Annotated in this window: 25 protein-coding genes and 1 pseudogene; 21 read left to right on the top strand and 5 right to left on the bottom strand. The window is 67.5% G+C overall.

Going from position 1 to position 23787, the window contains the following annotated elements:
• Window positions 1-64: 64 nt before the first annotated feature.
• From JWQ81_RS35825 to JWQ81_RS35800, 6 genes and pseudogenes are all read left to right on the top strand, one after another.
• Entirely contained in the window at window positions 65-1045 is a 981-nt protein-coding gene (locus JWQ81_RS35825) for a sugar kinase (RefSeq protein ID WP_297548612.1), read from the top strand.
• Window positions 1042-1803, top strand: coding sequence for an IclR family transcriptional regulator (locus JWQ81_RS35820; protein WP_297548610.1), 762 nt, complete (start codon window positions 1042-1044; stop codon window positions 1801-1803). Before JWQ81_RS35825 ends, JWQ81_RS35820 begins: the two co-directional genes overlap by 4 nt.
• A complete protein-coding gene (locus tag JWQ81_RS35815) occupies window positions 1803-2180 on the top strand; it encodes a Rid family detoxifying hydrolase (RefSeq protein WP_297548608.1) in 378 nt (125 codons plus the stop codon). Before JWQ81_RS35820 ends, JWQ81_RS35815 begins: the two co-directional genes overlap by 1 nt.
• Before the next feature lie 10 nt (window positions 2181-2190).
• The gene (locus tag JWQ81_RS35810) at window positions 2191-2439 is read left to right on the top strand and encodes a hypothetical protein (RefSeq protein WP_297548606.1); all 249 of its coding nucleotides are present in this window, start codon (window positions 2191-2193) and stop codon (window positions 2437-2439) included.
• Entirely contained in the window at window positions 2433-2798 is a 366-nt protein-coding gene (locus JWQ81_RS35805) for an SDR family oxidoreductase (RefSeq protein WP_366942368.1), read from the top strand. The genes JWQ81_RS35810 and JWQ81_RS35805 overlap by 7 nt, the downstream gene beginning before the upstream one ends.
• Window positions 2799-2895: 97 nt before the next feature.
• Window positions 2896-3030 (top strand): annotated as a pseudogene (locus JWQ81_RS35800) (IclR family transcriptional regulator); the annotation flags it as partial.
• Between the two features lie 69 nt (window positions 3031-3099).
• On the opposite strand, the gene JWQ81_RS35795 reads toward JWQ81_RS35800, so the two are convergent.
• A complete protein-coding gene (locus tag JWQ81_RS35795; RefSeq protein ID WP_297548604.1) occupies window positions 3100-3807 on the bottom strand; it encodes a GntR family transcriptional regulator in 708 nt (235 codons plus the stop codon).
• A 47-nt stretch (window positions 3808-3854) separates the two neighbouring features.
• Here JWQ81_RS35795 and JWQ81_RS35790 point away from each other — a divergent pair, with 47 nt between their 5' ends.
• The 8 genes from JWQ81_RS35790 to JWQ81_RS35755 all read left to right on the top strand — a co-directional run bounded on the left by JWQ81_RS35790 (window position 3855) and on the right by JWQ81_RS35755 (window position 12810).
• Window positions 3855-4589: a hypothetical protein gene (locus JWQ81_RS35790; RefSeq protein ID WP_297548602.1), complete on the top strand. Its 735-nt coding sequence runs from the start codon at window positions 3855-3857 to the stop codon at window positions 4587-4589.
• Between the two features lie 166 nt (window positions 4590-4755).
• The gene (locus JWQ81_RS35785) at window positions 4756-6564 is read left to right on the top strand and encodes a peptide ABC transporter substrate-binding protein (RefSeq protein WP_297548600.1); all 1809 of its coding nucleotides are present in this window, start codon (window positions 4756-4758) and stop codon (window positions 6562-6564) included.
• A gap of 70 nt (window positions 6565-6634) precedes the next feature.
• Window positions 6635-7585: an ABC transporter permease gene (locus tag JWQ81_RS35780; protein ID WP_297548598.1), complete on the top strand. Its 951-nt coding sequence runs from the start codon at window positions 6635-6637 to the stop codon at window positions 7583-7585.
• A 19-nt stretch (window positions 7586-7604) separates the two neighbouring features.
• Entirely contained in the window at window positions 7605-8522 is a 918-nt protein-coding gene (locus JWQ81_RS35775) for an ABC transporter permease (RefSeq protein WP_297548596.1), read from the top strand.
• Window positions 8523-8557: 35 nt separating this feature from the next.
• Entirely contained in the window at window positions 8558-9562 is a 1005-nt protein-coding gene (locus JWQ81_RS35770; RefSeq protein ID WP_297548594.1) for an ABC transporter ATP-binding protein, read from the top strand.
• On the top strand, window positions 9559-10587 hold the full coding sequence (locus JWQ81_RS35765) for an ABC transporter ATP-binding protein (protein WP_297548592.1): 1029 nt from the start codon (window positions 9559-9561) through the stop codon (window positions 10585-10587). Before JWQ81_RS35770 ends, JWQ81_RS35765 begins: the two co-directional genes overlap by 4 nt.
• Entirely contained in the window at window positions 10584-11612 is a 1029-nt protein-coding gene (locus tag JWQ81_RS35760) for a DUF2891 family protein (protein WP_297548590.1), read from the top strand. The genes JWQ81_RS35765 and JWQ81_RS35760 overlap by 4 nt, the downstream gene beginning before the upstream one ends.
• A gap of 346 nt (window positions 11613-11958) precedes the next feature.
• Entirely contained in the window at window positions 11959-12810 is an 852-nt protein-coding gene (locus tag JWQ81_RS35755; protein ID WP_297548588.1) for a polysaccharide deacetylase, read from the top strand.
• A 122-nt stretch (window positions 12811-12932) separates the two neighbouring features.
• Here the strand turns inward: JWQ81_RS35755 and JWQ81_RS35750 are convergent, their stop codons facing one another.
• The 3 genes from JWQ81_RS35750 to JWQ81_RS35740 form a co-directional block, all read right to left on the bottom strand.
• The gene (locus JWQ81_RS35750; protein WP_297548586.1) at window positions 12933-13937 is read right to left on the bottom strand and encodes a 1-aminocyclopropane-1-carboxylate deaminase; all 1005 of its coding nucleotides are present in this window, start codon (window positions 13935-13937) and stop codon (window positions 12933-12935) included.
• Between the two features lie 12 nt (window positions 13938-13949).
• Complete coding sequence (locus JWQ81_RS35745; RefSeq protein ID WP_297548585.1) at window positions 13950-14594, bottom strand: GntR family transcriptional regulator; 645 nt, start codon at window positions 14592-14594, stop codon at window positions 13950-13952.
• A gap of 68 nt (window positions 14595-14662) precedes the next feature.
• Window positions 14663-14980 (bottom strand): DUF1844 domain-containing protein, encoded by a 318-nt coding sequence (locus tag JWQ81_RS35740; protein WP_297548661.1) that lies wholly within the window; start codon window positions 14978-14980, stop codon window positions 14663-14665.
• A gap of 301 nt (window positions 14981-15281) precedes the next feature.
• Between JWQ81_RS35740 and infC the strand changes: the two genes are divergently transcribed.
• From infC to pheT, 6 genes are all read left to right on the top strand, one after another.
• Window positions 15282-15911: a translation initiation factor IF-3 gene (gene infC / locus JWQ81_RS35735; protein ID WP_297548583.1), complete on the top strand. Its 630-nt coding sequence runs from the start codon at window positions 15282-15284 to the stop codon at window positions 15909-15911.
• A 77-nt stretch (window positions 15912-15988) separates the two neighbouring features.
• Window positions 15989-16183 carry a 50S ribosomal protein L35 gene (gene rpmI / locus JWQ81_RS35730; RefSeq protein ID WP_297548581.1) on the top strand — a complete coding sequence of 65 codons (195 nt, stop codon included), beginning with the start codon at window positions 15989-15991 and terminating at the stop codon, window positions 16181-16183.
• A 67-nt stretch (window positions 16184-16250) separates the two neighbouring features.
• Complete coding sequence (rplT, locus tag JWQ81_RS35725; protein ID WP_297548579.1) at window positions 16251-16631, top strand: 50S ribosomal protein L20; 381 nt, start codon at window positions 16251-16253, stop codon at window positions 16629-16631.
• Window positions 16631-17467 carry an RNA methyltransferase gene (locus tag JWQ81_RS35720; protein ID WP_297548659.1) on the top strand — a complete coding sequence of 279 codons (837 nt, stop codon included), beginning with the start codon at window positions 16631-16633 and terminating at the stop codon, window positions 17465-17467. The genes rplT and JWQ81_RS35720 overlap by 1 nt, the downstream gene beginning before the upstream one ends.
• A gap of 171 nt (window positions 17468-17638) precedes the next feature.
• On the top strand, window positions 17639-18706 hold the full coding sequence (pheS, locus tag JWQ81_RS35715) for a phenylalanine--tRNA ligase subunit alpha (RefSeq protein ID WP_297548577.1): 1068 nt from the start codon (window positions 17639-17641) through the stop codon (window positions 18704-18706).
• Entirely contained in the window at window positions 18706-21261 is a 2556-nt protein-coding gene (pheT, locus tag JWQ81_RS35710) for a phenylalanine--tRNA ligase subunit beta (protein ID WP_297548575.1), read from the top strand. The genes pheS and pheT overlap by 1 nt, the downstream gene beginning before the upstream one ends.
• Window positions 21262-21326: 65 nt before the next feature.
• On the opposite strand, the gene JWQ81_RS35705 is transcribed toward pheT, so the two are convergent.
• A complete protein-coding gene (locus JWQ81_RS35705) occupies window positions 21327-22016 on the bottom strand; it encodes a DNA alkylation repair protein (protein ID WP_297548573.1) in 690 nt (229 codons plus the stop codon).
• Between the two features lie 178 nt (window positions 22017-22194).
• Between JWQ81_RS35705 and JWQ81_RS35700 the strand changes: the two genes are divergently transcribed.
• Window positions 22195-23787 carry an alpha/beta hydrolase gene (locus tag JWQ81_RS35700; RefSeq protein WP_297548571.1) on the top strand — a complete coding sequence of 531 codons (1593 nt, stop codon included), beginning with the start codon at window positions 22195-22197 and terminating at the stop codon, window positions 23785-23787.

Raw genomic sequence — 23787 nt, 5'->3', positions numbered from 1 at the left:
GGTGCCATAGGTGTAGCATCCGTTCCGCGAGAGGTCAACGGGGCGAACAGCTGGGAGACGTTAAGTGTCGAGCGCACCTGAGGTGCTCTGCATCGGGGAATCGATGGTTCTGTTCGTGCCGGCCGAAGCGGGGCCGCCGGACGAGGTGCGGATGTGGAAGCGGACGATCGGTGGGGCCGAATCGAACGTGGCCTGCCATCTGCCCGCACTCGGGGTGCCGAGCGCCTGGGTCAGTGCCGTCGGCGACGACCCGTTCGGGCGCGCGCTGCTGAACGAGGTCGGCGCGACGGGCGTGGACGTGAGCTCGTGCTCCGTCGATCCGAGCAGGCCGACCGGGTTGTACATCAAGGAAAGCGGCGCTGAGGGCAGTCCGGTGCGTTACTACCGGACCGGGTCCGCGGCCTCCGGCATGGGGCCCGAACTGCTGGACCGCCTCGATTTCGACGGTGTCCGGGTCATCCACCTCAGCGGGATCACGCCGGCGCTGTCCGACAGCTGCCTCGCACTGGTTCGCGCCGTGCTGGCGCTTCCGCGAGCCGGGACCCGCGTCTCGTTCGACCTGAACTTCCGGCCGAGGTTGTGGACCGAACGTGATCCTTCCGTGCTCACCGAACTCGCCGGGGCGTCCGACATCCTGCTGGCCGGCGATGACGAAGCGTTCGCGGTCTGGGGCACCGCCGACCCCGTCGAGCTGCGGCGACTCTTGCCTGGTCCCGAAACGCTGGTCCTCAAGCAGGGCGCGCGCGGGGTCACCCTGATCGAGGGCGACGCGGCTCCCGTGTTCGTCCCGGCGATGCGGGTCGACGTCGTCGAGCCGGTCGGTGCCGGGGACGCCTTCGCCGCGGGCTTCCTCGCGGCGACCTTGCGCGGCACCGATCCCCGCACCCGGCTGCGCAGCGGACACCTTCAGGCAGCCGCCACGCTGCGCACCCACGATGATGTGGGGGAGCCGCTGCCCGCCGCCGTCGTGGCGAAGCTGCTCGAAGCCGACGACGAGGTTTGGGCGAACGCCCGGCTCAGCGACGAAGGAGTGGTGTTCGCGTGAGCCAGAGCCTGGACCGTGCGCTGACCCTGTTGTCCGAGCTGGCGAAGGAAGCCAAGACGCTCGACCAGCTGGCCGAAGCGGTCGGCGTGCACAAGTCGACCGTGCTGAGGCTGTTGCGCACCTTGGAGTCCCACCATTTCGTGCGGCGAGAGGGCACCCGGTACTACCGCCTGGGCAGTGCCCTGTTCGACCTCGCCAACCAGGCGCTGGAAGACCGCGACGTCCGGCGCAGCTCGCAACCGGCGCTCGCCGAACTGAACGCACGTACCGGGCACACCATCCACCTCGCCACGTACGAGGACGGCGAGGTGGTCTATATCGACAAGTATGAGGGCCATCACTCGGTCCGGATGTACTCGAGGATCGGCAAGCGGGCACCGCTGCACTGCACCGCGGTCGGCAAGGTGCTCGTCGCGGCGATGCCCGTCGCGCGGCGGATCGAGATCGCCGAGAAGCTCGACTATGTCGTGCTGACCGGCAATACGATCACCAACCCGGCCGATTTCCTCGCCGAGCTCGACAACGTGGCGTTGCGCGGTTACGCCGTCGACAACGCCGAGCACGAGGACTTCATCCACTGCATCGCGGCGCCGATCCGCGGGGCCGGCGGCGAAGTACTCGCCGCCGCCTCGATGTCGATCCCGAAGGTGCTGCTCGACTTCGACGGCCTGCTCGCGCTCGTCCCCGAGCTCGTGGCGGCCGCCGACGAAGCGTCCATCCACAGTGGATGGACGCGGAACACCGAAAGGGGACAGTGATGGGTAAGGTCGCGATCACCACCGAGAACGCGCCGAAGCCGGTGGCCGCGTTCGCGCAGGCGTCGCGAAAGGGCAACATCCTGCAGGTCGCTGGTCAGGTCGCCTTCGACACCACCGGCGCCGTCATCGGCGACACGGTGACCGAGCAGACCAAGCAGACGTTCAAGAACCTCGAGGCCGTGCTCGCGGCGGCCGGGTCGAGCTTCGGCGACGTCGTGATGGTCCGGGTGTACCTCACCGACACCGCGCACTTCGCGGAGTTCAACGAGGTCTACAAGACGTTGCTCGCGGAGCCCTTTCCCGCGCGCACGACCGTCTACGTGGGACTCCCCGCCGGTCTGCTGGTGGAAATCGACGTCCTCGCGGTCCTCGACTGAGTAACGGGACATGCTCGCATTGGTGACCGGCGTCGGCCGGCGTATCGGGATCGGCAGCGCTGTCGCCGAGGGGCTGGCGAGTGCCGGTTGGGATGTCGCCTTCACGCACTGGACGCCGTATGACGCCCGGATGCCTTGGGGTTCCGACGATAACGCCGCGGACGACCTGTCGAAGCGGCTGGCCGAACCCAAGTCGGCTTCGATCGCGATCGAAGCCGACTTGGGTTCGCCGTCGACGCGCGGGCGACCTGGCTGCTGATCCGCGAGTACGCACAGCGGTTCCGCGGCGAGCACGGCACGGGCCGGATCGTCGCGATCACGAGTGATGACACCGTCGGGAACCTGCCCTACGGCGCGAGCAAGGGCGCGCTGGACCGGATCACCCAGGCCGCGGCCAAGGAGCTCGCCGGCCTCGGGGTCACGTCCAACGCCGTGAACCCGGGACCCACGGACACCGGCTGGATCACCGACGGCCTGCGTGCGGACATCGTCTCGTCGACCCCGCTCGGCCGCGTCGGGACCCCGCAGGACTGCGCCAACCTGGTGACTTTCCTGTGCTCACCCGAGGGCGGCTGGGTCAACGGCCAGCTGCTGCACAGCAACGGCGGTATCGCCTAGAAGACCGAGGTGTCGCCGTTGATCGCGGGCTGGCCACCGAGGTGGGCGTAGCGCACGTTCGAGTCCTTGCCGATCTCGCCGATCGGCAAGCGGGCACATCCACTGCATCGCGGCGCCGATCCGTGGGGCCGGCGGCGAAGTGCTCGCCGCCGCCTCGATGTCGATCCCGAAGGTGCTGCTCGACTTCGACGGCCTGCTGGTGGAAATCGATGTCCTCGCGGTCCTCGACTGAGTAACGCCCCTCAAGGTCACCTTTGCGAGCTTCGCGAAGGTGACCTTGAGCGGGCCGGCCGGTCCGTAGCTACTCGGCGGTGGTTTCGCCGCCGGTGAACGCCCTGAGCAACTGGCTCAGCGCGTCCTTCAGGTATGACTGGAGTTCCCGGGACGCGTCATCGGCCTTGCCATGTTGGAGCAGCGTCACGAGATTGCGGTTGCGCAGCACGTACGGTTCGTGGAACTGCCCGGAGCTGGACATGATGTGGAAGGCCAGGCGCAGTTCGGCGAGCAGGCGGCGCATCAGGTCGTCCAGTCGTGGGCTGTGCGCCAGTGCCACGAGTTCCTGGTGGAACTGGAGGTCGAGCGTCGCCACCTCGTGCCACCGCTTCTCCACCGCGGCCGTCTCGGCCTGTTCGACGGCGTTGACGACCCGAGTGAGATCTGGAGTGCCGCTGCGCGCCGCGAGGACAAGGGCCGAGCATTCCACGATCTGGCGCAGCAGATAGAGATCGCTGACCTCTTCCGCCGTCAGCACGCGGACGAAGACGCCACGGTTCAGCTCGTGCACGACGAGTTTCTCGTGTCCCAGCAATCGGAACGCCTCACGCAGCGTGTTTCGGGACACGCCGAGCGCGTCGGCGATCTTCTCCTCGGACAGGCGTGTGCCGGGCGCGAACCGGCCGGCGGTGATCTGCTCGCGCAGGATTTCGGTCACCCGCTCCGCGGTGCCCACACGCGCCAGTCGCCGACGCTCGTCGGCCAGCACTGTGGTCATGTCACGCGTGTCGGTCATCGAGCGGCTCTCTCCGTGTAGATGCCCAGAGGCATGATGTTGATCGATTGTTCAACAATCTATACAATCTGACAAGTCAAACAGAAGGGTTTACCACGATGACTGGAACGGCTCGACCCGGTGGTCACCACATCGTCCTGGTAACGGGATTCGGTCCATTCGGCAAGCATCTCGACAATCCCAGCGGCGACCTCGCCCGTCGGCTGGATGGTGCGACGGTGGCCGGCGCCACGGTGGTCGGCCGGATCTTCGAAACGTCGACGGACACCATCGGTGCGAATCTGGCCGGTGCGCTCGACGAACTGGCGCCCGATCTGCTCATCTGCCTTGGTATCGCCCCGGGTCGACCGGCGCTGTCGCTCGAGCGGATCGCCATCAATGTCCGAGATTTCCCCTTGCCTGATCATTCCGGCGTGACTGTAGCGGACGAACCTGTAGTAACAGGTGGTCCAGACGGTGTTTTCAGTCGTTTGCCCCTTGCCTCGATTCTGCGACGGTGGCGCAAGGACGACGTGCCCTGCCACGTGTCCAACACGGCTGGCACCTACCTGTGCAACCAGCTCTTCTACCTGGCGTGCCGGCAAGGTCGGGATCGCGGTATTCCTGCCGGTTTCATCCACATCCCGGACACGCCGCGGTCGGCTGCCGTCGCCGAACCGGGCCGCGAGCCCGGCGCGACGATGTCGCTCGACGTCATGGTGGCGGCGTTGCTTTCGGCTATCGAAGTCTGCCTGGAAGAACGCGGTGACCAGGTCGCGCTGACGGCCGGCGCGGTCGCCTGACCCTACGGGCATCCGGCAGGGCAGCTCTGCCGGATGCCCGCGAAACATATCCGCAACAGCGCGGTATCAAATTGTTCTCTTGTCTAGTCGTTCAACAATCTGTACGGTCTTGCCAGAGCCGCGATCGACGGCAAACCTGTTTCTTCACGACCCGTAAGGAGCCACTGTGCTCAGAATCCGGATCTTGGCCCTCGTGGCGGTTGCCACGGCGAGCCTCTCGATCGTCAGCGCGTGCAGCGGAAGCGCAGCGGGTCCAAAGGGGACACCGGTCGAAGGGGGTACCGCTACCTTCGCGGAGGACGCGGGGTCCAAACCGGACTACATCTTCCCGATGGTGACCCCGGCACACCAGAGCATCGCGAACATCGAACAGTTCAACCGGCTTTCGTACCGGTCTCTGTACTGGATCGGCAAGGACGACCAGCCGGTCATCGATCCGGCACAGAGCCTCGCCCAGCCGGCGGTCTACAGCGACGGCAACACCAAGGTCACCGTGACGCTGAACTCGTACGACTGGTCCGATGGCAAGCCGGTCACCACCCGTGACGTCGAGTTCTGGATCAACCTGTTCCGGGCGAACAAGGCAACCGTCGCCGGTTACATCCCCGGCGAGTTTCCGGACAACATCAAGACGTTCACCGCGGTCAACGACAAGACGTTCACGCTGACGCTGACCCAGCCGTACAGTCCACAGTGGTTCAACTACAACGAGCTGTCGCAGATCACGCCCATACCCCAGCACGTGTGGGACAAGACGTCGTCATCGGGCTCGGTGGGCGACTACGACCGCACCCCGGCCGCCGCGGTGCAGGTCTACGGTTTCCTGGCCGGCCAGTCGTCGAACATCAACAGTTACGGTAACGACCCGCTGTGGCAGACCGTCGACGGGCCGTGGGTCCTGACCGCCTATCGGACTGACGGCTACGCCGAGTTCAGCCCGAACAAGAAGTACTCCGGACCGGACAAGCCGCATCTGGCCAAGTTCGTCGAACAGCCCTTCACCTCGGATTCGGCCGAGCTCAACGTTATTCGTTCGGGCAAGACGATCGACTACGGCTACCTGCCGGTGCAGGAGATCGCCCAGCAGAACGCGCTCAAGAACAGCGGTTACGCGATCGCGCCCTGGAAGGAGTGGGGCACCAACTTCATCACCTTGAACTTCCAGCAGCCGACGTCCGGGCCGCTGATCAAGCAGCTTTACATCCGGCAGGCCATGCAATCGCTGGTGAACCAGCAGGCGTATGTCCAGGGCCCGCTGCGCGGCACCGGCAGCGTGAGCTCCGGTCCGATCATGATCAGCAACTTCATGCCGTCGTACGACAACTCCCAGACACTGCCGTATGACCTGGCGAAAGCCAAGTCGCTGCTCAGCTCGCACGGCTGGACCGTCACCTCGAACGGCACGTCCACCTGCGCCAGCCCCGGCACCGGTGCGAACCAGTGCGGCGCGGGGATCGCCGTGGGGACCGCGCTGCAGTTCAACCTCGAGTACAGCTCGGGGATGGTCGTGGTGGACCAGGAGATGCAAGCGATGAGGTCGGATTTCTCCGCGGCCGGCATCACGCTGAACCTCAGCCAGGCACCGTTCAACACGGTGATCGCTGACGCGGCGCCCTGCACGGCGGGTGCCAGCGCGAGCACCTGCAAGTGGCAGATCATCAACTGGGGCGGCGGCTGGATCTACGGCATCAACCCGTACCCGTCGGATGACCAACTGTTCCAGACCGGTTCCGGCTCGAACTACGGCGGCTACAGCGACCAGCACGCCGACCAGGTGATCAACGCCGCCGTGCACAGCAGCGACCCGACCGCGCTGTCCGGGGTGGCCAACTACCTGGCCAACCAGGTACCGGTGCTCTGGATGCCGACCCAGCTCTACCGGATCTCGGCGGTCGCCAGCCGGCTGACCGGAGTGAACACCAAGCAGAGCCCGATCCTCTCGCTGACACCAGAAGACTGGCAGATCACGCAGTGATCTCCGGCTTTACGAACACGCCGTCAGTCGCGTCCGTAATGGACGCGACGGACCGCCCGGAGGCCCGCGAATGACGCGCTACCTGCTCCGCCGCCTCGGTCAGGCCGCGGTCGTGTTGTTCATCGTCACCGTGATCACGTTCATCTTGCTGCACCTGCTGCCCGGTGGACCGGCAAGAGCCGAGTTGGGTGTGCAGGCCACCCCCACCGCGATCGCGTCGTTCAACCGCGACCACGGGTTCGACAAGAGCCTGTGGACGCAGTACTGGACCTGGCTGAGCGAGCTGTTGCGCGGCGACCTCGGCTACTCCTTCAAGGAGAACTCCTCGGTTGTCTCGCTACTCGCCGACCGGCTGCCGAAGACCGCGTTGCTTGCCGGGCTGGCGGTGTTGATCGCGGTGGTCATCGCGATACCACTGGGCATCACCCAGGCGTGGCGGCGCAACACGTTCGTCGACTACGCCCTCACCGCGGTGAGCTTTGTGCTTTACTCCACGCCCTCGTTCTGGCTGGCACTGATCCTGGTGCTGGTGTTCGCGGTGCATATCGGCGCCTTGCCCGCACAGGCGCCGCAGGGCTCGATCGGCGCCGTGCTGTCCCAGCCGAGCGGGCTCATCCTGCCGGTCGCGACCATCGCGCTGCTGTCCATCGCCTTCTACAGCCGCTACATGCGTTCATCCACTATGGACAACCTGACCCAGGACTACGTGCGCACCGCGCGCGCCAAGGGTGCGGGTACGCGACGGATCTTGTTCGGACACGTGCTGCGCAACGCGATCTCTCCGGTTGTGACGCTGCTGGGCATCTCGTTGCCGTTCATCCTCTCCGGGACGCTCATCACCGAGCGTGTCTTCAACTATCCCGGCATGGGCCTGCTCTTCTACAACGCCGCTGTCACCCAGGACTACCCGGTGCTGCTCGCCGTGACACTCGTTGTCGCGGTGGCGACCGTACTCGGGTCGGTGATCGCGGACGTCCTATACGCGGTGCTCGACCCACGCATCCGCCTCGTGCGCTCCTGACGGAGAAGGGAAACCACCAGTGGCCATCGACACACAGGGCACGATCGACCCGACGGCGTCGCCTGAGCCGGACGACCGGCCCGACGAGGCGCCACAGCCCTCCGTGGTGCTGCGGCGGTTCGTCGAGAACAAGCTCGCCGTCCTCGGGCTGGTGCTTTTCGTCGCCATGGTGCTGTTCTGCTTCGCGGGCCCGCTGGTCTACCACACCGACCAGGTCCACACGCGACTCACGCTCGAGACGCTCTCGCCCGGCCCAGGGCGCCCACTGGGCACCGACGACGTCGGCTACGACGAGCTCGGCAGGCTCATGGCGGGCGGACAGACGTCCCTGGAGATCGGTCTCGGCGCCGCCGTGGTCGCGATCGTCGTCGGCGTGCTATGGGGCACTGTCTCCGGCTACTTCGGCGGTGTCGTCGACGCGGTGATGATGCGCATCGTGGACAGCGTCATGTCGATCCCGGCGCTGTTCCTGCTGATGTTCCTGGCCACCATCTTCCGGCCGAACGTGCTGATGCTCATCCTGGTGCTCGGACTGCTCGCGTGGCTGGCCCCGGCCCGCTTGGTGCGCGGCGAGACGCTGTCCCTGCGCACCCGGGAGTACGTACAGGCGGTCCGGTTGATGGGTGGGAAGTCGCCGCGCATCATCTTCCGCCACCTCGTGCCCAGCGTCATCGGCACCATCGTGGTGAACGCGACGTTCCAGGTGGCCGACGCGATTCTCGCGGTCGCCGCGATCTCGTTCCTGGGACTGGGCATCCCGCCGCCCGCGGCGAACTGGGGCGGCATGCTGTCGGACGGACTGAACTACACCTACTCCGATTTCTGGTGGCTGATCTACCCGTCCGGCATCGCGATCATCGTGACAGTACTGGCGTTCAACCTGCTCGGTGATGGGCTGCGCGACGCGATCGGCCTGCGCGCGCAGCGTCGAATCTGACCGGCGAACCCCAGCGGGAGTGACAGGAGTCAAACGTGCCAGCCATAGTGGAGATCTCGGATCTCGTCGTCGACATCCGATCCGGCCACACGACAGTCCGTGCGGTGGACGGCGTGTCCCTGGTCATCGAGCAGGGACGCACCCTCGGTCTGGTCGGCGAGTCGGGCTGTGGAAAGTCGACCACCGGTCTCGCGGTGGTCGGCCTGCTGCCGCCCGGCGGAAAGGTGGTCGGCGGCAGTATCAAGGTCGATGGCGCCGAGGTCGTCGGCCTGGCCGAACCGGCGGCGAGGGCGATCCGGGGTGCGAGCGTCGGCGTGGTGTTCCAGGACCCCATGACAGCGTTGAACCCCACGCAACGGATCGGCGCCCAGGTGGCCGAACCACTGCTGATCCATGGCATGGCCGGCAAGGCGGCCGCCCGGCGGCAGGCCGTCGACATCCTCGGTGAGGTCGGCCTACCGCGCCCGGCGACACAGGCCGAACGGTTCCCGCACGAGCTGTCCGGCGGCATGCGACAGCGCGTGATGATCGCCATCGCCCTGGTGTGCGGGCCGAAACTGTTGATCGCCGACGAGCCGACCACGGCGCTGGACGTGACAACGCAGGACCAGATCCTGCAACTGTTCGACTCGCTGCAGGAGCAGCGCGGCATGTCCATCCTGCTCATCACGCACGACATGGGCGTGGTCGCGGGCCATACCGACGAGGTCGCCGTGATGTACGCGGGCCGGGTCGCGGAACTGGCCGGCACCAAGGACCTGTTCGTCGACAACCGGCACCGCTACACCGAGGCACTGCTGGGATCGATGCCGACGCTGGACACGCCGCACCGCCAGCGGCTGACCAGCATCCCCGGCCTGCCGCCGAACCTGGGCGGCCGGCTCGCCGCGTGCCGGTTCGCACCCCGCTGCGCGCAGTCCGAACAAAAATGTTTCGACGTCGAACCGGAATGGGAGACCGCGTCCGGGCACGGCTTCGCGTGCCACCGGCCGCGCGTGAGCGCCGGCGACATCTCCGTGAACAAGGGTGGTGCGGTATGACAGACGATTCCCCGCTCGTGCGGGTCGAGCACGTGGTCAGGGAGTACCCGGTCGGCGCGTGGAACGTGCGCGGGCACCCGCGCGTCGTGCACGCCGTGTCCGACGTGTCGCTGAGCCTGCGCCGCGGCCGCACCGTCGGACTGGTCGGCGAGTCGGGCTGCGGCAAGAGCACACTCGGCCGGCTGGTGGTGGGCCTCGAGCGCCCGACCAGCGGTGTCGTCCGGTTTGACGGCGTGGACATCCGAGGTGGCACGCGCGCGCAACGCAGGACCGCCCGCCGCGAACTGCAACTGATGTTCCAGGACCCGTACGGATCACTCGATCCGAGGATGAACATCGGCTCGATCATCGCCGAACCGCTCGTCGTACAACGGCAGGGCGCCCGGAAGGAGCGCCGCGAGCGGGTCCTGCACCTGCTGGCCGAGGTGGGGCTGCCGGCGTCGGCGATCAGCCGGTACCCCAGCGAGTTCTCCGGCGGCCAGCGGCAGCGGCTCGGTCTCGCCCGCGCGCTCGCGCTGAACCCGCAGGTGATCGTCGCCGACGAGCCGGTGTCCGCATTGGACGTTTCGGTACGGTCGCAGATCCTGAACCTGATGCTGGACCTCCAGGTTGCCCACGAACTGACGTACCTCGTCATCTCGCACGACCTCACCACGCTGCGGTACATCGCCGACGAGATCGGCGTGATGTACCTGGGAAAGCTGGTCGAGTGGGGGCCGTCCGCGGCGCTGTTCCAGAACGCGGTGCACCCGTACACCCGTGCCCTGATCGGTGCCATTCCGGTCGCCGAGCCGCCCTCCGGGCGGCGGCGCCAGTCCACGGCGGTGCGCGGAGAAGTCCCGTCACCGGTGGAACCGCCGTCCGGCTGCCGGTTCCGCACCCGCTGCCCGCGTGCCGAGTCCATCTGCGCCGAGGTCGAACCCCCGCTGCGCGATTTCGACGCCGGTCACGCCGCGGCCTGCCACTTCCCGTTGCGAGATCCCGTGACCGCCGCGCCGGCCATGACCCGGAAGGAGAGTGCGTGAGCCTGTACGACCCCGCTGACCTGCTCGACATCTCGCTGGCATGCGTGAACCGCGAGTTCCCCTACTACCTTCAGCTCGCGGTCGGCGAACCGATCGGGTTCCGGCGTCCTGCCGACCTGCACCCGTCGTTCTTCGGGTGCTCGGACTGGCACTCAGCCGTGCACAACCACTGGCTGCTGGTGCGACTGCAGCGGGACTTCCCCGACCTGGCGCGTGTCGAAGACGCCCGCGCGGTGCTGGACGATCACCTGGCGCCCGGCAAGCTTGCGACCGAGCTGCGGTACTTCGACAACCCGAACAACGGCACGTTCTCGCGCCCGTACGGATGGAGCTGGGTGCTGCGGCTGCACGCGGAGGCGACCGTCACGGCATCGCGGCGGGCCGCCACGTGGACGGCCGGTGTGCAGCCGTTGCGGGACGGACTGGCCGGCAGACTACGTGAATACTTCACGACTGTGTTGCAGTTTCCGATCCGCACGGGACTGCACGGCAACTCCGCGTTCGCCCTCACCCTCGCCGTCGACTCAGCGCGGATGATCGGCGACGAAGCGTTGGAGGAGGAACTCGTCGAGGCGAGTCGCCGGATGTTCCTCCGCGACAAGGACTACCCGGTCGGGCTGGAGCCGGACGGCGGTGATTTCCTGTCTCCCGCGCTCACCGAGGCGGGCCTGCTCGCCACTGTGCTCCCGCCCGACGAGTTCGCGACCTGGTTGACCGGCTTCCTGCCGGGGTTGGCGGATTCTCGGCTACTGACGCCGCCGTCGTTCGCGCCGAACGCGGCCGACCCTGGAACGGTCCACCTGCCCGGCTTGCTGCTGACCAAGGTGTGGTCGTTCAGTCGTATCGTGGCGAGGCTGCCGTCCGGCGACGCCCGCGGAGAGCCGCTCACGGAGTCGGCGCTGCGGCACTGGGAACACGCCCAGTCAGCGTTGGACGACCGGCATTACCATGCCACGCATTGGATTCCGACGTTCACCGTGTTCGCCCACGACGCGGCCCGCGACGCCGGGTTCGACATCGCGTGACGCCGTTCAGCCCAATGACATTGTCCTGGCGTGGAACCGCACCCGGGTGTGCCGGGTGGTCGGCCAGGAAGCGGCCGGCCGTTCGGAGGGAACTGGATCGAGCTGAAAACCTTGCTCTCGCTGGGCATTGAACTCCCGCAGGCCGGACGGCATGGCATCCCTCAGTGCGAATCGGGCGCGTGGCAACGAAAGGTGGTCCACACTCGTATCTAACGCTACTGTGATACGGAAACCACCACACAGCAGGAAATTATGGCCGAGTGTGCGGTGACGCGCAGGTCTGCGGTCCGTCCAGAGTAGACGTGACCGGACTAGGCCCACCAGCGACTCAGGAACGGGATCTGTGATGACAGAAAAGCCGATTGGCGGTGGCACCGCGAGTGACCACCGGATCGCCGTCTCGCTGACGTTCGACTTCGACGCCGAGTCTGTCTGGCTCGGCGCATTGGGCGTCGACACGCCGTCGGCGCTGTCCAGGGGTGCCTACGGCGCCAACGAGGGTGTGCCCCGCATCCTCAGGCTGCTGGACAAGTACCACCTGCCCGCCACCTTCTTCATTCCGGGCGACACGGCGGATCGGCACCCCGAGGAGACGAAGGCGATCGCGGCGGCGGGGCACGAGATCGGTCACCACGGTTACTGTCACGAGCCACCCCCCGGCCTGTCGCTGACCGAGGAACGGGAGATGATCGAGCGCGGTATCGACGCGCTGGAACGGCAGGTCGGCGTGCGGCCAAGGGGTTACCGGTCTCCGTCCTGGGAACTGTCCCACAACACCTACGCACTGCTGGCCGAGTACGGCATCGAGTACGACGCCAGCCAACTGGCGGCCGACCGGCCCTACTGGGTCCACGACAAGGGGGAGCGGACCGACATCGTCGAGGTCCCCGGCGCGTGGGAGCTGTGCGACTCCTCGCTGTTCATGTTCGCGTTCACGCCGAACTACCTGACCGGTCTGGCCAGTCCGTCCCGGGCGCAGGAGATCTGGTGCGGCGACTTCGACGGCATGTACGCCGAGAACAGCGACGCCTGTTATGTCCTCACGATGCACCCGCAGATCATCGGCCGGCACCACCGGATGCAGCTGCTGGAGCGGGTGATCCAGCACATGCTCGGGCACGACGGTGTGTGGTTCGCGCAGATGGGTGACATCGCTGACGACTTCCGTCAGCGCGCGACGGCGAACGTCCAGCCGTGAGACGGACCGCCACGCCGCGGCGAACGGTGCTCGGTCCTGGTCGCGCACGGAGGTCTGGCCCTCGGCTACTCGGCGCCTGCCGATAGCGGCACATCGTGCGCCGGAGAGTGCGGCGGCGCTAATCAGAAGACCGAGGTGTAGCCGTTGATCGCGGGCTGGCCACCGAGGTGGGCGTAGAGCACGTTCGAGCCCTTGCCGATCTCGCCGCGGCCGACCAGGTCGATCAGGCCCGCCATCGACTTGCCCTCGTACACCGGGTCGGTGATGACGCCTTCCAGTCGCGCGAGCAGCCGGATCGCGTCCACTGTGGACTCGTCAGGGATGCCGTATGTCCCGGCGTGGTAGCGCTCGTCGAGGATGATCTCGTCTTCGGCGAGCTCGCGTCCGACCTCGATGAGCTCAGCCGTCGCGCGGGCGATGCGGGCGATCTGCGCCCGGGTTTCGGCGGGCTTCGCCGAAGCGTCGATGCCGATGATCCGGCGCGGCCGGTCGCTCAGTGCGTTCCCGGCGATCATGCCCGCCTGGGTGCCACCGGTCACCGAACACACGATCACGGTGTCGAAGAAGACCCCGAGTTCCTGTTCCTGGGCTTCGAGTTCGGTGATCCAGTTGGCGAAACCGAGTCCGCCGAGCCGGTGGTCCGAACCGCCCGCCGGGATCGCGTACGGCTTGCCGCCCGAGGTTTCGATCTCCGCGATGGCCTGTTCCCAGCTCTGTTTGAAGCTGATGCCGAACCCGGCGTCGACGAGCCGGACGTCGGCGCCCATCAGCCGGGACAACTGGATGTTGCCGACCCGGTCGTAGAGCGGATCGGCCCACTCGACCCAGCTTTCCTGGACCAGCACGGCTTTGAGTCCGGCGCGGGCGGCCGCGGCGGCGACCTGCCTGGTGTGGTTCGACTGCACTCCGCCGATCGAAATCAGCGTGTCGGCGCCGGTGGCGAGCGCGTCGGCGACGAGGTATTCGAGTTTGCGGGTTTTGTTGCCGCCGAAGGCGAGCCCGGAGTTGACGTCCTCGCGCTTGGCCCACACCCGGGCGCCGCCCAGGTGCTCGGTGAGCCGCTCCAGCGGGTGCACCGGCGACGGGCCGAACATCAGGGGATAGCGCTCGAAGGAGTCCAGCTTCATGTCGTGCCTCTTTCAGGAATCGAACAGGGGCGGGAGCTCCGCCCAGATCGTGCTGGTGAGCCGGCTGGCTTCGTCGGTGTCACGTGCCTCGATCGCGTCGATCAGTTCGTCGTGGCGTGCGATCGAGCGGTGGGCCATCGCGGTGCTGAACCGCGCGAGTTCGAGACGGCGCAGCAACGGCGTGTAGCGGTCCAAGGTGTTCGCCACGGCCCGGTTCCCGCAGACCTCGACCGGCACGTCGTGGAGCCGGTCGTCCGCTTCGATGGCGGCGGCCAAGTCGCCGTCGGCGATCGCCGCGACGAAGGCCGCGTTCGCGACCCGCATCTGCGCGACGTGGGCGGTAGTGAACCGGGGGAGCGCGGCGCGGACGGCGAATTCGTGCAACGTACGGACCAGCTGCAACGCGTCGCGGACGTCGTCGGTGACGATCGGCGCGACCCGCGTGTAGCTCTGCGGCTTGGAATCGACCAGTCCTTCGGCCGCCAGCCGCGTCAACGCCTGGCGGACCGGCGCGCGGGACAGCCCGAGTTCGGTCGCCAGGTCGGCGTCGCGGAGATCGGTTCCGGGCGCGAGGTCGCCTTCGACGATCGCCCGGCGAAGGCTGTCGTACGCCTCGTCGCGAAGCAGGGGCCGCTGGATCTTGACTAAACCACTCACATCTAAAATGTTAATTGGCTCGGTCAAGCCTGTCCATCGGTTTTTTGCCGACGGACAGGCTCGAGCAGCTAGTAGACAGGTCCGGTGTACTTCTCGCCGGGGCCCTGACCTGGGGCATCGGGGACGACGGAGGCCTCGCGGAAGGCCTTCTGCAGGGACTGCAGGCCGTCGCGCAGGGGGCCGGCGTGCAGCCCCAGGTACTCCGCGGAGGCGGTGACGAGCCCGGCGAGGGCGGTGATCAGCCGACGCGCCTCGTCGAGGTCGCGATGCGGGCTGGTGTCCGGATCGGCGTCGGCGAGGCCGAGCCGCTCGGCGCCGGCCGAGAGCAGCATGACCGCGGCCCGGCTGATGACCTCTACACTGGGGATGTCCTCCAGGTCGCGGATATCCGGCGGAGGCGTCCGGCGCTCGTCTTCAGGGGAATAGGCGGGCTGCTGAGAAGGTTGTTCCGACACGTCTGGTACCCTTCCACGTACGACCAGCCCCCGAGCGATCGGGGGCGGCAAAGTGGAGCCCCGCTCCCACCCGTGTCGCCGCTTCAGGTGTCCGGGTCCGGTCTCGTAAGACGTGTTCTTCGGCGTTCTCGCTGATGTCGCGTCGCGCGAAGCGTTCGGTCTCTTATGGCCGGGCGCGATCGGAACAGGGCCCCGCGTGCCGGCTGAACCAGCTGGTGACGGGGCCCGTGGCATGTGGGCACCAGGTCGAGTACAGACAGAAGAACTCACCTCGGACCAAGGAGGCCCCATCAGTTCCGAGACACGCATCAATGATCGGATCCGCGTACCGGAGGTCCGGCTCGTCGGACCGGCCGGTGAGCAGGTCGGCATCGTCCGCATCGAGGACGCGCTGCGGCTCGCGCAGGAGAACGATCTCGACCTCGTCGAGGTCGCGCCGCAGGCACGCCCGCCGGTATGCAAGCTCATGGACTTCGGCAAGTTCAAGTACGAGAGCGCGCAGAAGGCCCGCGAGTCACGCCGCAACCAGCAGCTGACCGTCATCAAAGAGCAGAAGCTGCGTCCGAAGATCGACCAGCACGACTACGAGACCAAAAAGGGTCACGTGTCGCGCTTCCTGGCCGCCGGTAACAAGGTCAAGGTCACGATCATGTTCCGCGGACGCGAGCAGTCGCGGCCCGAACTCGGGTTCCGGTTGCTGCAGAAGCTTGCCGACGACGTGACCGAGCTCGGTTTTGTGGAGTCGTCACCGAAGCAGGACGGCCGCAACATGATCATGGTGTTGGCGCCGCACAAGAACATCAAGCCGAAGCCGAAGGTGACCAAGGAAGCCGCGGAAGTCGCGGAAGCCGAGTCGTCCTGACGGCTCAACCGGCCACCTAACGCAAGTCAGCGGCACGACGGGCTTCCGTCGTGCCGCCGCCCGGAAGAGGACAACGAATGCCGAAGATGAAGACGCACAAGGGCACGGCCAAGCGGGTCCGCGTGACCGGCACGGGCAAGCTCCGTCGCCAGAAGGCCGGCCGTCGCCACCTGATGGAGAAGAAGTCCGCGAAGTACGCGCGCCGCCTCGAAGGCACGACCGAGATCGCCAAGAACGATGTCGGCCGCGTCAAGCGTCTGCTCGGTCTCTGACCCACCCAGACTTTTCCCCAACCACCCGGGGCTTTTCCCAGCCCCCTGAGATCGACAGGATGTACCAGTGGCACGCGTCAAGCGGGCGGTAAACGCCCAGAAGAAGCGTCGCGCGACTCTTGAACTGGCCAGCGGTTACCGCGGTCAGCGTTCGCGGCTCTACCGCAAGGCCAAGGAGCAGATGCTCCACTCGCTCAACTACGCCTACCGGGACCGTCGCGCCCGCAAGGGTGACTTCCGCCAGCTGTGGATCACGCGTATCAACGCGGCCGCCCGGGCGAACGGGGTGACCTACAACCGGTTCATCCAGGGCCTGAAGATCGCCGGCGTCGAGGTCGACCGCAAGATCCTTGCCGATCTCGCCGTCAACGACGCCGCCGCGTTCACCGCGCTCGCCGAGCTGGCGAAGGCGAACGTGCACACCGGCGAAGAGAAGAAGTCGGCCTGATCAGGCCGGTAGCGCTCCCGCAACCCGGGGCGGATCCGTTCACCGAGCGGACCCCCCGGGTTGTTGCCGCGCGCAAGCTGACCCGCCGCGCCGAACGGGACAAGGCGGGCCGGTTTCTCGCCGAGGGCGCGAACGCCGTCGGCGCCGCACTGGCCCATGAGCGGCTCAGCCCCGGCACCGTGCACGAACTGTTCGTTACGACGCGGGCATGGGAGACCTCCTCGGAGCTCGTCCGGCTGGCTCGCGAACTCGACGTCGCGGTGTCCGTCATCACCGACCGCGCGGCGTCCGGCCTGTCCGAAACCGTGACACCGCAAGGCATCGTCGCGGTGTGCGACCTGCTCGACAGGTCCATCGAGGGCCTGCTCGACGTCGGCACCTCGTTGGTGGTCGTGCTCGTCGACGTCTCCGACCCCGGCAACGCCGGCACCGTGATCCGCGTCGCCGACGCCGCCGGAGCCGACGCTGTCGTCCTGGCCGGTGACAGTGTCGACCCGCACAACGGCAAATGCGTCCGCGCCGCGGCAGGCAGCCTGTTCCACGTGCCGATCACCCGCGTGCGCGACGTCGACACCGCGCTGGCGGCCTGCTCGGCGGCCGGGCTGCGTACCTTGGCTGCCCACGGCTACGCCGAAGCGCAACTCGACTCGATCGACCTCACCGTCCCGTCCGCCTGGGTGTTCGGCAACGAAGCCCACGGCCTGCCCGGCGACGTGCTCGACCGGGTCGACACCGCGGTCAAGATCCCCATCTACGGGCAGGCGGAAAGCCTGAACCTGGCGACGGCGGCGGCCGTGTGTGTCTACGCCAGCGCGATGGCGGCGAAGCGCGTCTAGCCTGGCGCGATGTCCCGCCCGATCCGGGCCTTCACAGACAGCAACCCCGGTCAGCCGAGGGTGACCGGTTGGTGTCACCAGGGGGTCCCATAGAATCAGGTGAACCGCTCACGTCGGCTCCTGCCTGCGCGAGGTCCCAGAATCCAGCACCCACGCTTCTGACGAGGAGTTATGTCCGGAGCCACCGAAGAGCAGGACCCGAAGCCGGGCGAAACCCTCGCACCGGAGACGCTACGGGCTGCGATCAAGAAGGCCGAGACGGACTTCGGCGCCGTACCCGATCTCGACGCGCTCGCCGCGTGCAAGCCGGCGCACCTCGGTGACCAGTCGCCCTTGCTGCTGGCCCGCCGGGAGATCGGCGCGCTGCCGAAGAAGGAGAAGGCCGAGGCGGGCAAGCTCGTCAACGAGGCCCGCCAGGCCATCCAGGCGGCGTTCGACGCCCGCCGCGCGGTGCTGCAGGCCGAGCGCGACGAGAACGTGTTGCGGGACGAGGCTGTCGACGTCACGCTCCCGTGGGACCGCGTTGTCCAGGGCGCCCGGCATCCGGTCACCACGATCTCCGAGCGCATCGAGGACGTGTTCGTCGCGATGGGCTACGAGATCGCCGACGGCCCGGAGCTCGAAGCGGAGTGGTTCAACTTCGACGCGCTGAACTTCGGCAAGGACCACCCGGCCCGCCAGCTCCAGGACACCTTCTATGTCGGTGCCGAGGACTCGGGTCTCGTCCTGCGGACACACACCTCACCGGTCCAGGCGCGCACGCTGCTGCGTCGCGAGCTGCCGGTGTACGTGGTCTGCCCGGGTCGCACGTACCGGACGGACGAGCTGGATTCCACCCACACCCCGGTCTTCAGCCAGGTCGAGGGACTCGCGGTGGACAAGGGCATCACTATGGCGGACCTCAAGGGCACGCTCGACGCGTTCGCCCGCGCGATGTTCGGCGAAGAGGCCAAGACCAGGCTGCGTCCGCACTTCTTCCCGTTCACCGAGCCGTCCGCCGAGGTCGACGTCTGGTTCGAGCAGAAAAAGGGCGGCGCCGGCTGGGTCGAGTGGGGCGGCTGCGGCATGGTCAACCCGAACGTGCTGCGTGCCTGCGGGGTCGACCCGGCGGTGTACTCCGGCTTCGCCTTCGGCATGGGTATCGAGCGCACTCTGCAATTCCGCAACGGAATTCCCGATATGCGCGACATCGTGGAGGGTGACGTCCGCTTCACCCTCCCGTTCGGAACGGAGTCGTAGTGCGGATCCCGGTCAGTTGGCTCACCGAACACCTCGGCCTCAATGAAGGCGTCGACGCCCAGGATTTGGCCGACGCCTTCGTCCGCATCGGCATCGAGGTCGACGAGGTCCGTCCGCTCGCGCAGGTCACCGGTCCACTCGTGATCGGCAGGGTCGCCGAAATCGAAGAACTGACCGAGTTCAAGAAGCCGATCCGGTTCTGCCGGGTCGACGTCGGTGAAGACGGCGCCGAGAACACGGACGTCGCTGAAGACACCGTGAGCGCAGAAGAGCCGGAGGCCGTCGAGCACCACGGCGGCATCCGCACGCGCGGCATCGTCTGCGGTGCCTCGAACTTCGCCGAGGGCGACCTCGTGGTGGTCGCACTGCCGGGAGCGGTGCTCCCCGGAGACTTCGCGATCGCCGCGAGGAAAACGTACGGCCGCACCAGCGACGGCATGATCTGCTCGCCGAAGGAACTGGGCCTCGGTGAGGACCAGGCGGGCATTCTGGTGCTGCCGCCGGCGACCGCGAGCCCCGGAGACGACGCGAGCGTGGTCCTCGGCCTGGACGACACCGTCCTCGACGTGACCCCGACCCCCGACCGCGGCTACGCGCTGTCCGTGCGCGGCTTGGCCAGGGAACTGTCCAACGCGCTCGACGTCCCCTTCGGCGACCCGGCCTCGATCGAGCTGCCGGAAGCCGAAGGCGAAGCGTGGCCGGTCCGGGTCGAGGACCCGCAAGGCTGCCCTCGGTTCGTGGTGCGGCGAGTCAAGGGACTGGACGCGACCGCGCCCACTCCATGGTGGATGCGCCGGCGGCTGATGTTGTCCGGGATCCGGTCCATCTCGCTCGCCGTCGACGTCACCAACTACGTCATGATCGAGCTCGGGCACCCGCTGCACGCCTGGGACACCGCTTCGGTCAAGGGCGATCTCGTGGTGCGCCGCGCCGAACCCGGCGAGAAGCTGACCACTTTGGACGATGTCGTGCGCGAGCTCGACACCGACGACATGGTGATCGCCGACGACTCCGGCGCGGTCTCGCTGGCCGGCACCATGGGCGGCGCGAGCACCGAGATCAGCCTGGAGAGCACCGACGTGCTGCTGGAAGCGGCGCACTGGGACCCGGCGTCGATCAGCAGGACGGCGCGCCGGCACAAGCTGTTCTCCGAGGCGGCCAAGCGTTACGAGCGGTTCACCGACCCACAGCTGTGCGCCGTCGCCTCCGAGCTGGCAGCGCGGCTGCTGCGGCAGTACGGCGACGGTGCCATCCAGCCGGGGCGCACGGACGTGGGCGAAGTCGCCCCGCTGCCGGCCGTGACGATGCCGATCAACCTGCCCGATCAGGTGGCGGGCGTGCGCTACGACCGCGGGGTCACCGTTCGCAGGCTCGGTCAGATCGGTTGCAAGGCCACCGTGAGCACGGGCGACGACGGCACCGGCCTGGTCACGGCGCTGCCGCCGAGCTGGCGCGGCGACCTGCTGCAGCCCGCCGACCTCGTCGAGGAGGTGCTGCGCCTCGAAGGGCTCGACAGCATCCCGTCGACGTTGCCGAGCGCGCCGATCGGCCGCGGTCTCACCGAAACGCAGCGGCGTCGCCGCGCGGTGTCCCGTGCGCTCGCGGACACCGGGTATGTCGGGGTCCTGCCGTTCCCGTTCGTCTCGAAGACGGTCTGGGACGCGTTCGGTCTCGACGCGGACGACGTGCGGCGCAACACCGTGCAGGTCCGCAACCCGCTCGAAGCCGACAAGGACCAACTGGCCACGACGTTGCTGCCGGGGCTCCTGGACGCGGTGCAGCGCAACATTTCCCGGGGGAACAAGGACTTCGCCCTGTTCCACATCGGACAGGTCGTGCTGCCCTCGGCCGAGCCGGTTCCGATGCCCGCGCTCGGGGTCGACCGCCGGCCGACCGACGAGGAGCTGGCGGTGCTCACCGCGGCCGTCCCGGCTCAGCCGGTGCACGTCGCTGTCGCCCTCACCGGGCAGTACCGGCGTTCGGGTTGGTGGGGTGACGGTGAGCAGGCAGGTTGGGCCGACGCCGTGCAGGCCGCTCGGACGGTGGCCGCGGCGGCCGGGGTCGAGCTCGAGATCCGTGCCGCGGACCTCTTGCCGTGGCACCCGGGTCGGTGCGCGCAGCTGCTGATCGGCGACTGGCCGATCGGGCACGCCGGCGAGCTGCACCCGAAGGTCGTTGAGGCGCTCGGACTGCCGAAGCGGACCGCCGTCATGGAGCTGGACCTCGACGCGATCCCGTTGCTGGAGAACCGGCCGGCGCCGAAGATCTCGACCTACCCGCCGGTGCTTCTGGACGTCGCCCTCGTGGCGCCGGCCAAGGTGCCGTCGGCGGAGCTGGAAGAAACCTTGCGAGGTGCCGCCGGCGAACTTCTCGAGGACATCACGCTGTTCGACGTCTACACCGGCGAACAGGTCGGGGAGGGCAAGCGCTCGCTGGCCTACAAGCTGAGGTTCCGCGCACCCGATCGCACGCTGACCGTCGACGAGGCGATCGAAGCGAAGGACGCGGCTGTCGCCGCGACGTCGGAGCGGTTCGGCGCGACGCTGCGGGCGTAGCGCGTCAGCAGTAGCCAAGCCTCGGGTGGGTACCGACTCAATGTCGGCCCACCCGGGGCTCTTTATTACCCGATCCGCCTGAGAGCCTCCCGCCGGGACAAGGCGGACAGCGCCGGATGGTCGCCGACGAACTGCCGGACCCACTCGGGGTCCGTCTTGGCATATTCGCGCAGCGCCCAGCCGATGCCCTTGCGCAGGAAGAAGTCCGGCTCGTCGAGGGTGGCTTCCGTAGTCCGGGCGAGCAGCACGGTGTCGGTGTGCTCCTTGGCTCCCACCTGGCAGATCACCGATGTACGCCGACGCCACAGATCGGCGTCTCGCGACCACCGCACCATGAGCGGCCTGACTGTGGCCGGCTCGGCCCGCAGAATCGGTCCGACCCGGCGAATCGCGATCTCGTCCACATAGTCCCACCATGCACCGGTCACGATCATTTCCTCGTAGAGCGGAAGCAGCGATGAATCCTGCCATCGCGCGTAGGAGTGGTACCCGGTCAGATCGATCGCGACGTATCTTTCTTCCCGGTATTCGGCGTTCCGCCACAACTCCAGTGCGGTATTCGTGAATGATTTTCGGTCTTCGAGGGGATGTTCGGCGAACAGTTCCCGGGTGAGCACCCGGCGTGCCGGTTTCGCGACTCCGCGGTACGGCATCGCCGATTTCATGTAAGCGCGCATCGCCGGAGCCTTCAGCGGATCCGCCACCTGGGCTAATCCGGCTCGCACCGCTTCGGTCAACGTGGCTGCCGTACTCATCGGTTCCCTCCCGGCGAAGTCGAAATACCAACGAAAGGCGGATAGCGGAAAGCGTGTCGTTCGGACAGGTTGTTCGCAAGCCCGGGGTACTTTCGGGGAAATTCGTACCGGCGCCGACCATCATCGACGGACTGCACACCCGCCGTGTGACCACTGCACGAAAACGAAAAGGGACACCGTGAAAAGATTCGTAGCCGCAGTCGCGGTCGCGGGCATCGCCGTCGGTACGCTGGCTGTCGCGCCCGCTGCCGTCGCCGCGCCTGCCGGGCCGCCGGAGTACAGCCCGCCGGCCATCAGTTGGGGACCCTGCCAGTCGACCTCCCTGAAGAACGCCGGCGCGGACTGCGGGTTCCTGCAGGTTCCGCTGGACTACGCCAAGCCCGGTGGCGCGAAGATCTCGATCGCGGTGTCGCGGGTGAAGCACAAGGCCGCCGCGTACCAGGGCGTCATGCTGGTCAACCCCGGTGGTCCCGGTGGTTCGGGACTCGGCCTGTCCACCCTCGGCGGGGCGGTGCCGAACCACGCGGGCGACGCCTACGACTGGATCGGCTTCGACCCGCGCGGTGTCGGCTCGAGTAAGCCGGCGTTGACCTGCGACGGGAACTACTTCAGCTACAACCGGCCCAACTACCTGCCGACCTCCCCTCAGCTGGAAAAGGTGTGGCTCGCCCGGTCGAAGACCTACGCAGCGGCCTGTGTGAAGAACGGCCCGCTGCTCGAGCACATCAAGACCACCGACGTGGCGCAGGACATGGACAGCCTGCGCAAAGCGCTCGGAGCGCGGCAGATCAACTACTACGGCTTCTCCTACGGCACCTATCTCGGCCAGGTGTACAGCACCCTCTACCCGCAGCGGGTGCGCCGGATGGTGCTCGACAGTAACGTCGATCCGCGCGGGGTCTGGTACCAGGCGAACCTGGACCAGGACATCGCCTTCGACAAGAACATCAAGGTCTACTTCGACTGGATCGCCAAGTACGACAGCGTCTACCACCTCGGCAAGACCGGTGACGCGGTCGACAAGCTCTGGTACGCCCAGCAGCGCAAGCTCGGTGCGCACGCCGCGGGCGGGGTGATCGGTGCCGATGAATGGACCGACGTCTTCCTGCAGGCCGGCTACTACGTCTTCGGCTGGGAAGATCTGGCGAACGCGTTCGCCGGCTGGGTGCAGAAGGGTGACTGGCAGACCCTCAAGACCTTGTACGACGAGTCCAACCCGCCGGGTGACGACAACGGCTTCGCGGTCTACAACGCAGTTCAGTGCTCGGACGTGCAGTGGCCGACGAACTGGAACAAGTGGCGCGTCGACAACTGGCTGACCTATTTCCAGGCGCCCTTCGAGACCTGGGGCAACGCGTGGTTCAACGCGCCTTGCGTGTTCTGGCCCGCCAAGGCGGGCAAGCCCGTGAACGTCGACGGGAGGAAGGTGGCCGGTGCGCTGCTCATCGACGAGGAGCAGGACGCGGCGACGCCGTTCGAGGGGAGCCTCGAGGTACGCAAGCTGTACCCGAACTCGAGCCTGATCGGCGCTCCCGGCGGCACGACCCATGCCGGTTCGCTGTCCGGGGTCTCGTGTGTCGACGACCAGGTCGCGGACTACCTCGCGACGGGAAAGTTGCCGGTCCGCAAGCCGGGTAACCGGGCGGACACCGACTGCCCGGCGGTGCCACCACCGGTGCCGGCGGCCGCGGGCGCGAAAGCCGACAGCCCAGCCCCTCAGATGCCGGCGGAGCTGCAGAAGGCATTGCGCTCGCAGCTCGCGCACGCCTGA

The sequence above is a fragment of the Amycolatopsis sp. genome (assembly GCF_025464955.1).
Lineage (GTDB): Bacteria > Actinomycetota > Actinomycetes > Mycobacteriales > Pseudonocardiaceae > Amycolatopsis.
This window is presented reverse-complemented; position numbering and strand designations above follow the sequence as displayed.

Coding starts and splice junctions, on each gene's coding strand:
- JWQ81_RS35815 (WP_297548608.1), top strand. CDS start 1,803: ATGGGTAAGGTCGCGATCACCACCGAGAACGCGCCGAAGCCGGTGGCC.
- JWQ81_RS35810 (WP_297548606.1), top strand. CDS start 2,191: ATGCTCGCATTGGTGACCGGCGTCGGCCGGCGTATCGGGATCGGCAGC.
- JWQ81_RS35795 (WP_297548604.1), bottom strand. CDS start 3,807: ATGACCGACACGCGTGACATGACCACAGTGCTGGCCGACGAGCGTCGG.
- JWQ81_RS35780 (WP_297548598.1), top strand. CDS start 6,635: ATGACGCGCTACCTGCTCCGCCGCCTCGGTCAGGCCGCGGTCGTGTTG.
- JWQ81_RS35765 (WP_297548592.1), top strand. CDS start 9,559: ATGACAGACGATTCCCCGCTCGTGCGGGTCGAGCACGTGGTCAGGGAG.
- JWQ81_RS35755 (WP_297548588.1), top strand. CDS start 11,959: ATGACAGAAAAGCCGATTGGCGGTGGCACCGCGAGTGACCACCGGATC.
- JWQ81_RS35750 (WP_297548586.1), bottom strand. CDS start 13,937: ATGAAGCTGGACTCCTTCGAGCGCTATCCCCTGATGTTCGGCCCGTCG.
- infC (WP_297548583.1), top strand. CDS start 15,282: ATGTGGGCACCAGGTCGAGTACAGACAGAAGAACTCACCTCGGACCAA.
- rpmI (WP_297548581.1), top strand. CDS start 15,989: ATGCCGAAGATGAAGACGCACAAGGGCACGGCCAAGCGGGTCCGCGTG.
- pheS (WP_297548577.1), top strand. CDS start 17,639: ATGTCCGGAGCCACCGAAGAGCAGGACCCGAAGCCGGGCGAAACCCTC.
- JWQ81_RS35705 (WP_297548573.1), bottom strand. CDS start 22,016: ATGAGTACGGCAGCCACGTTGACCGAAGCGGTGCGAGCCGGATTAGCC.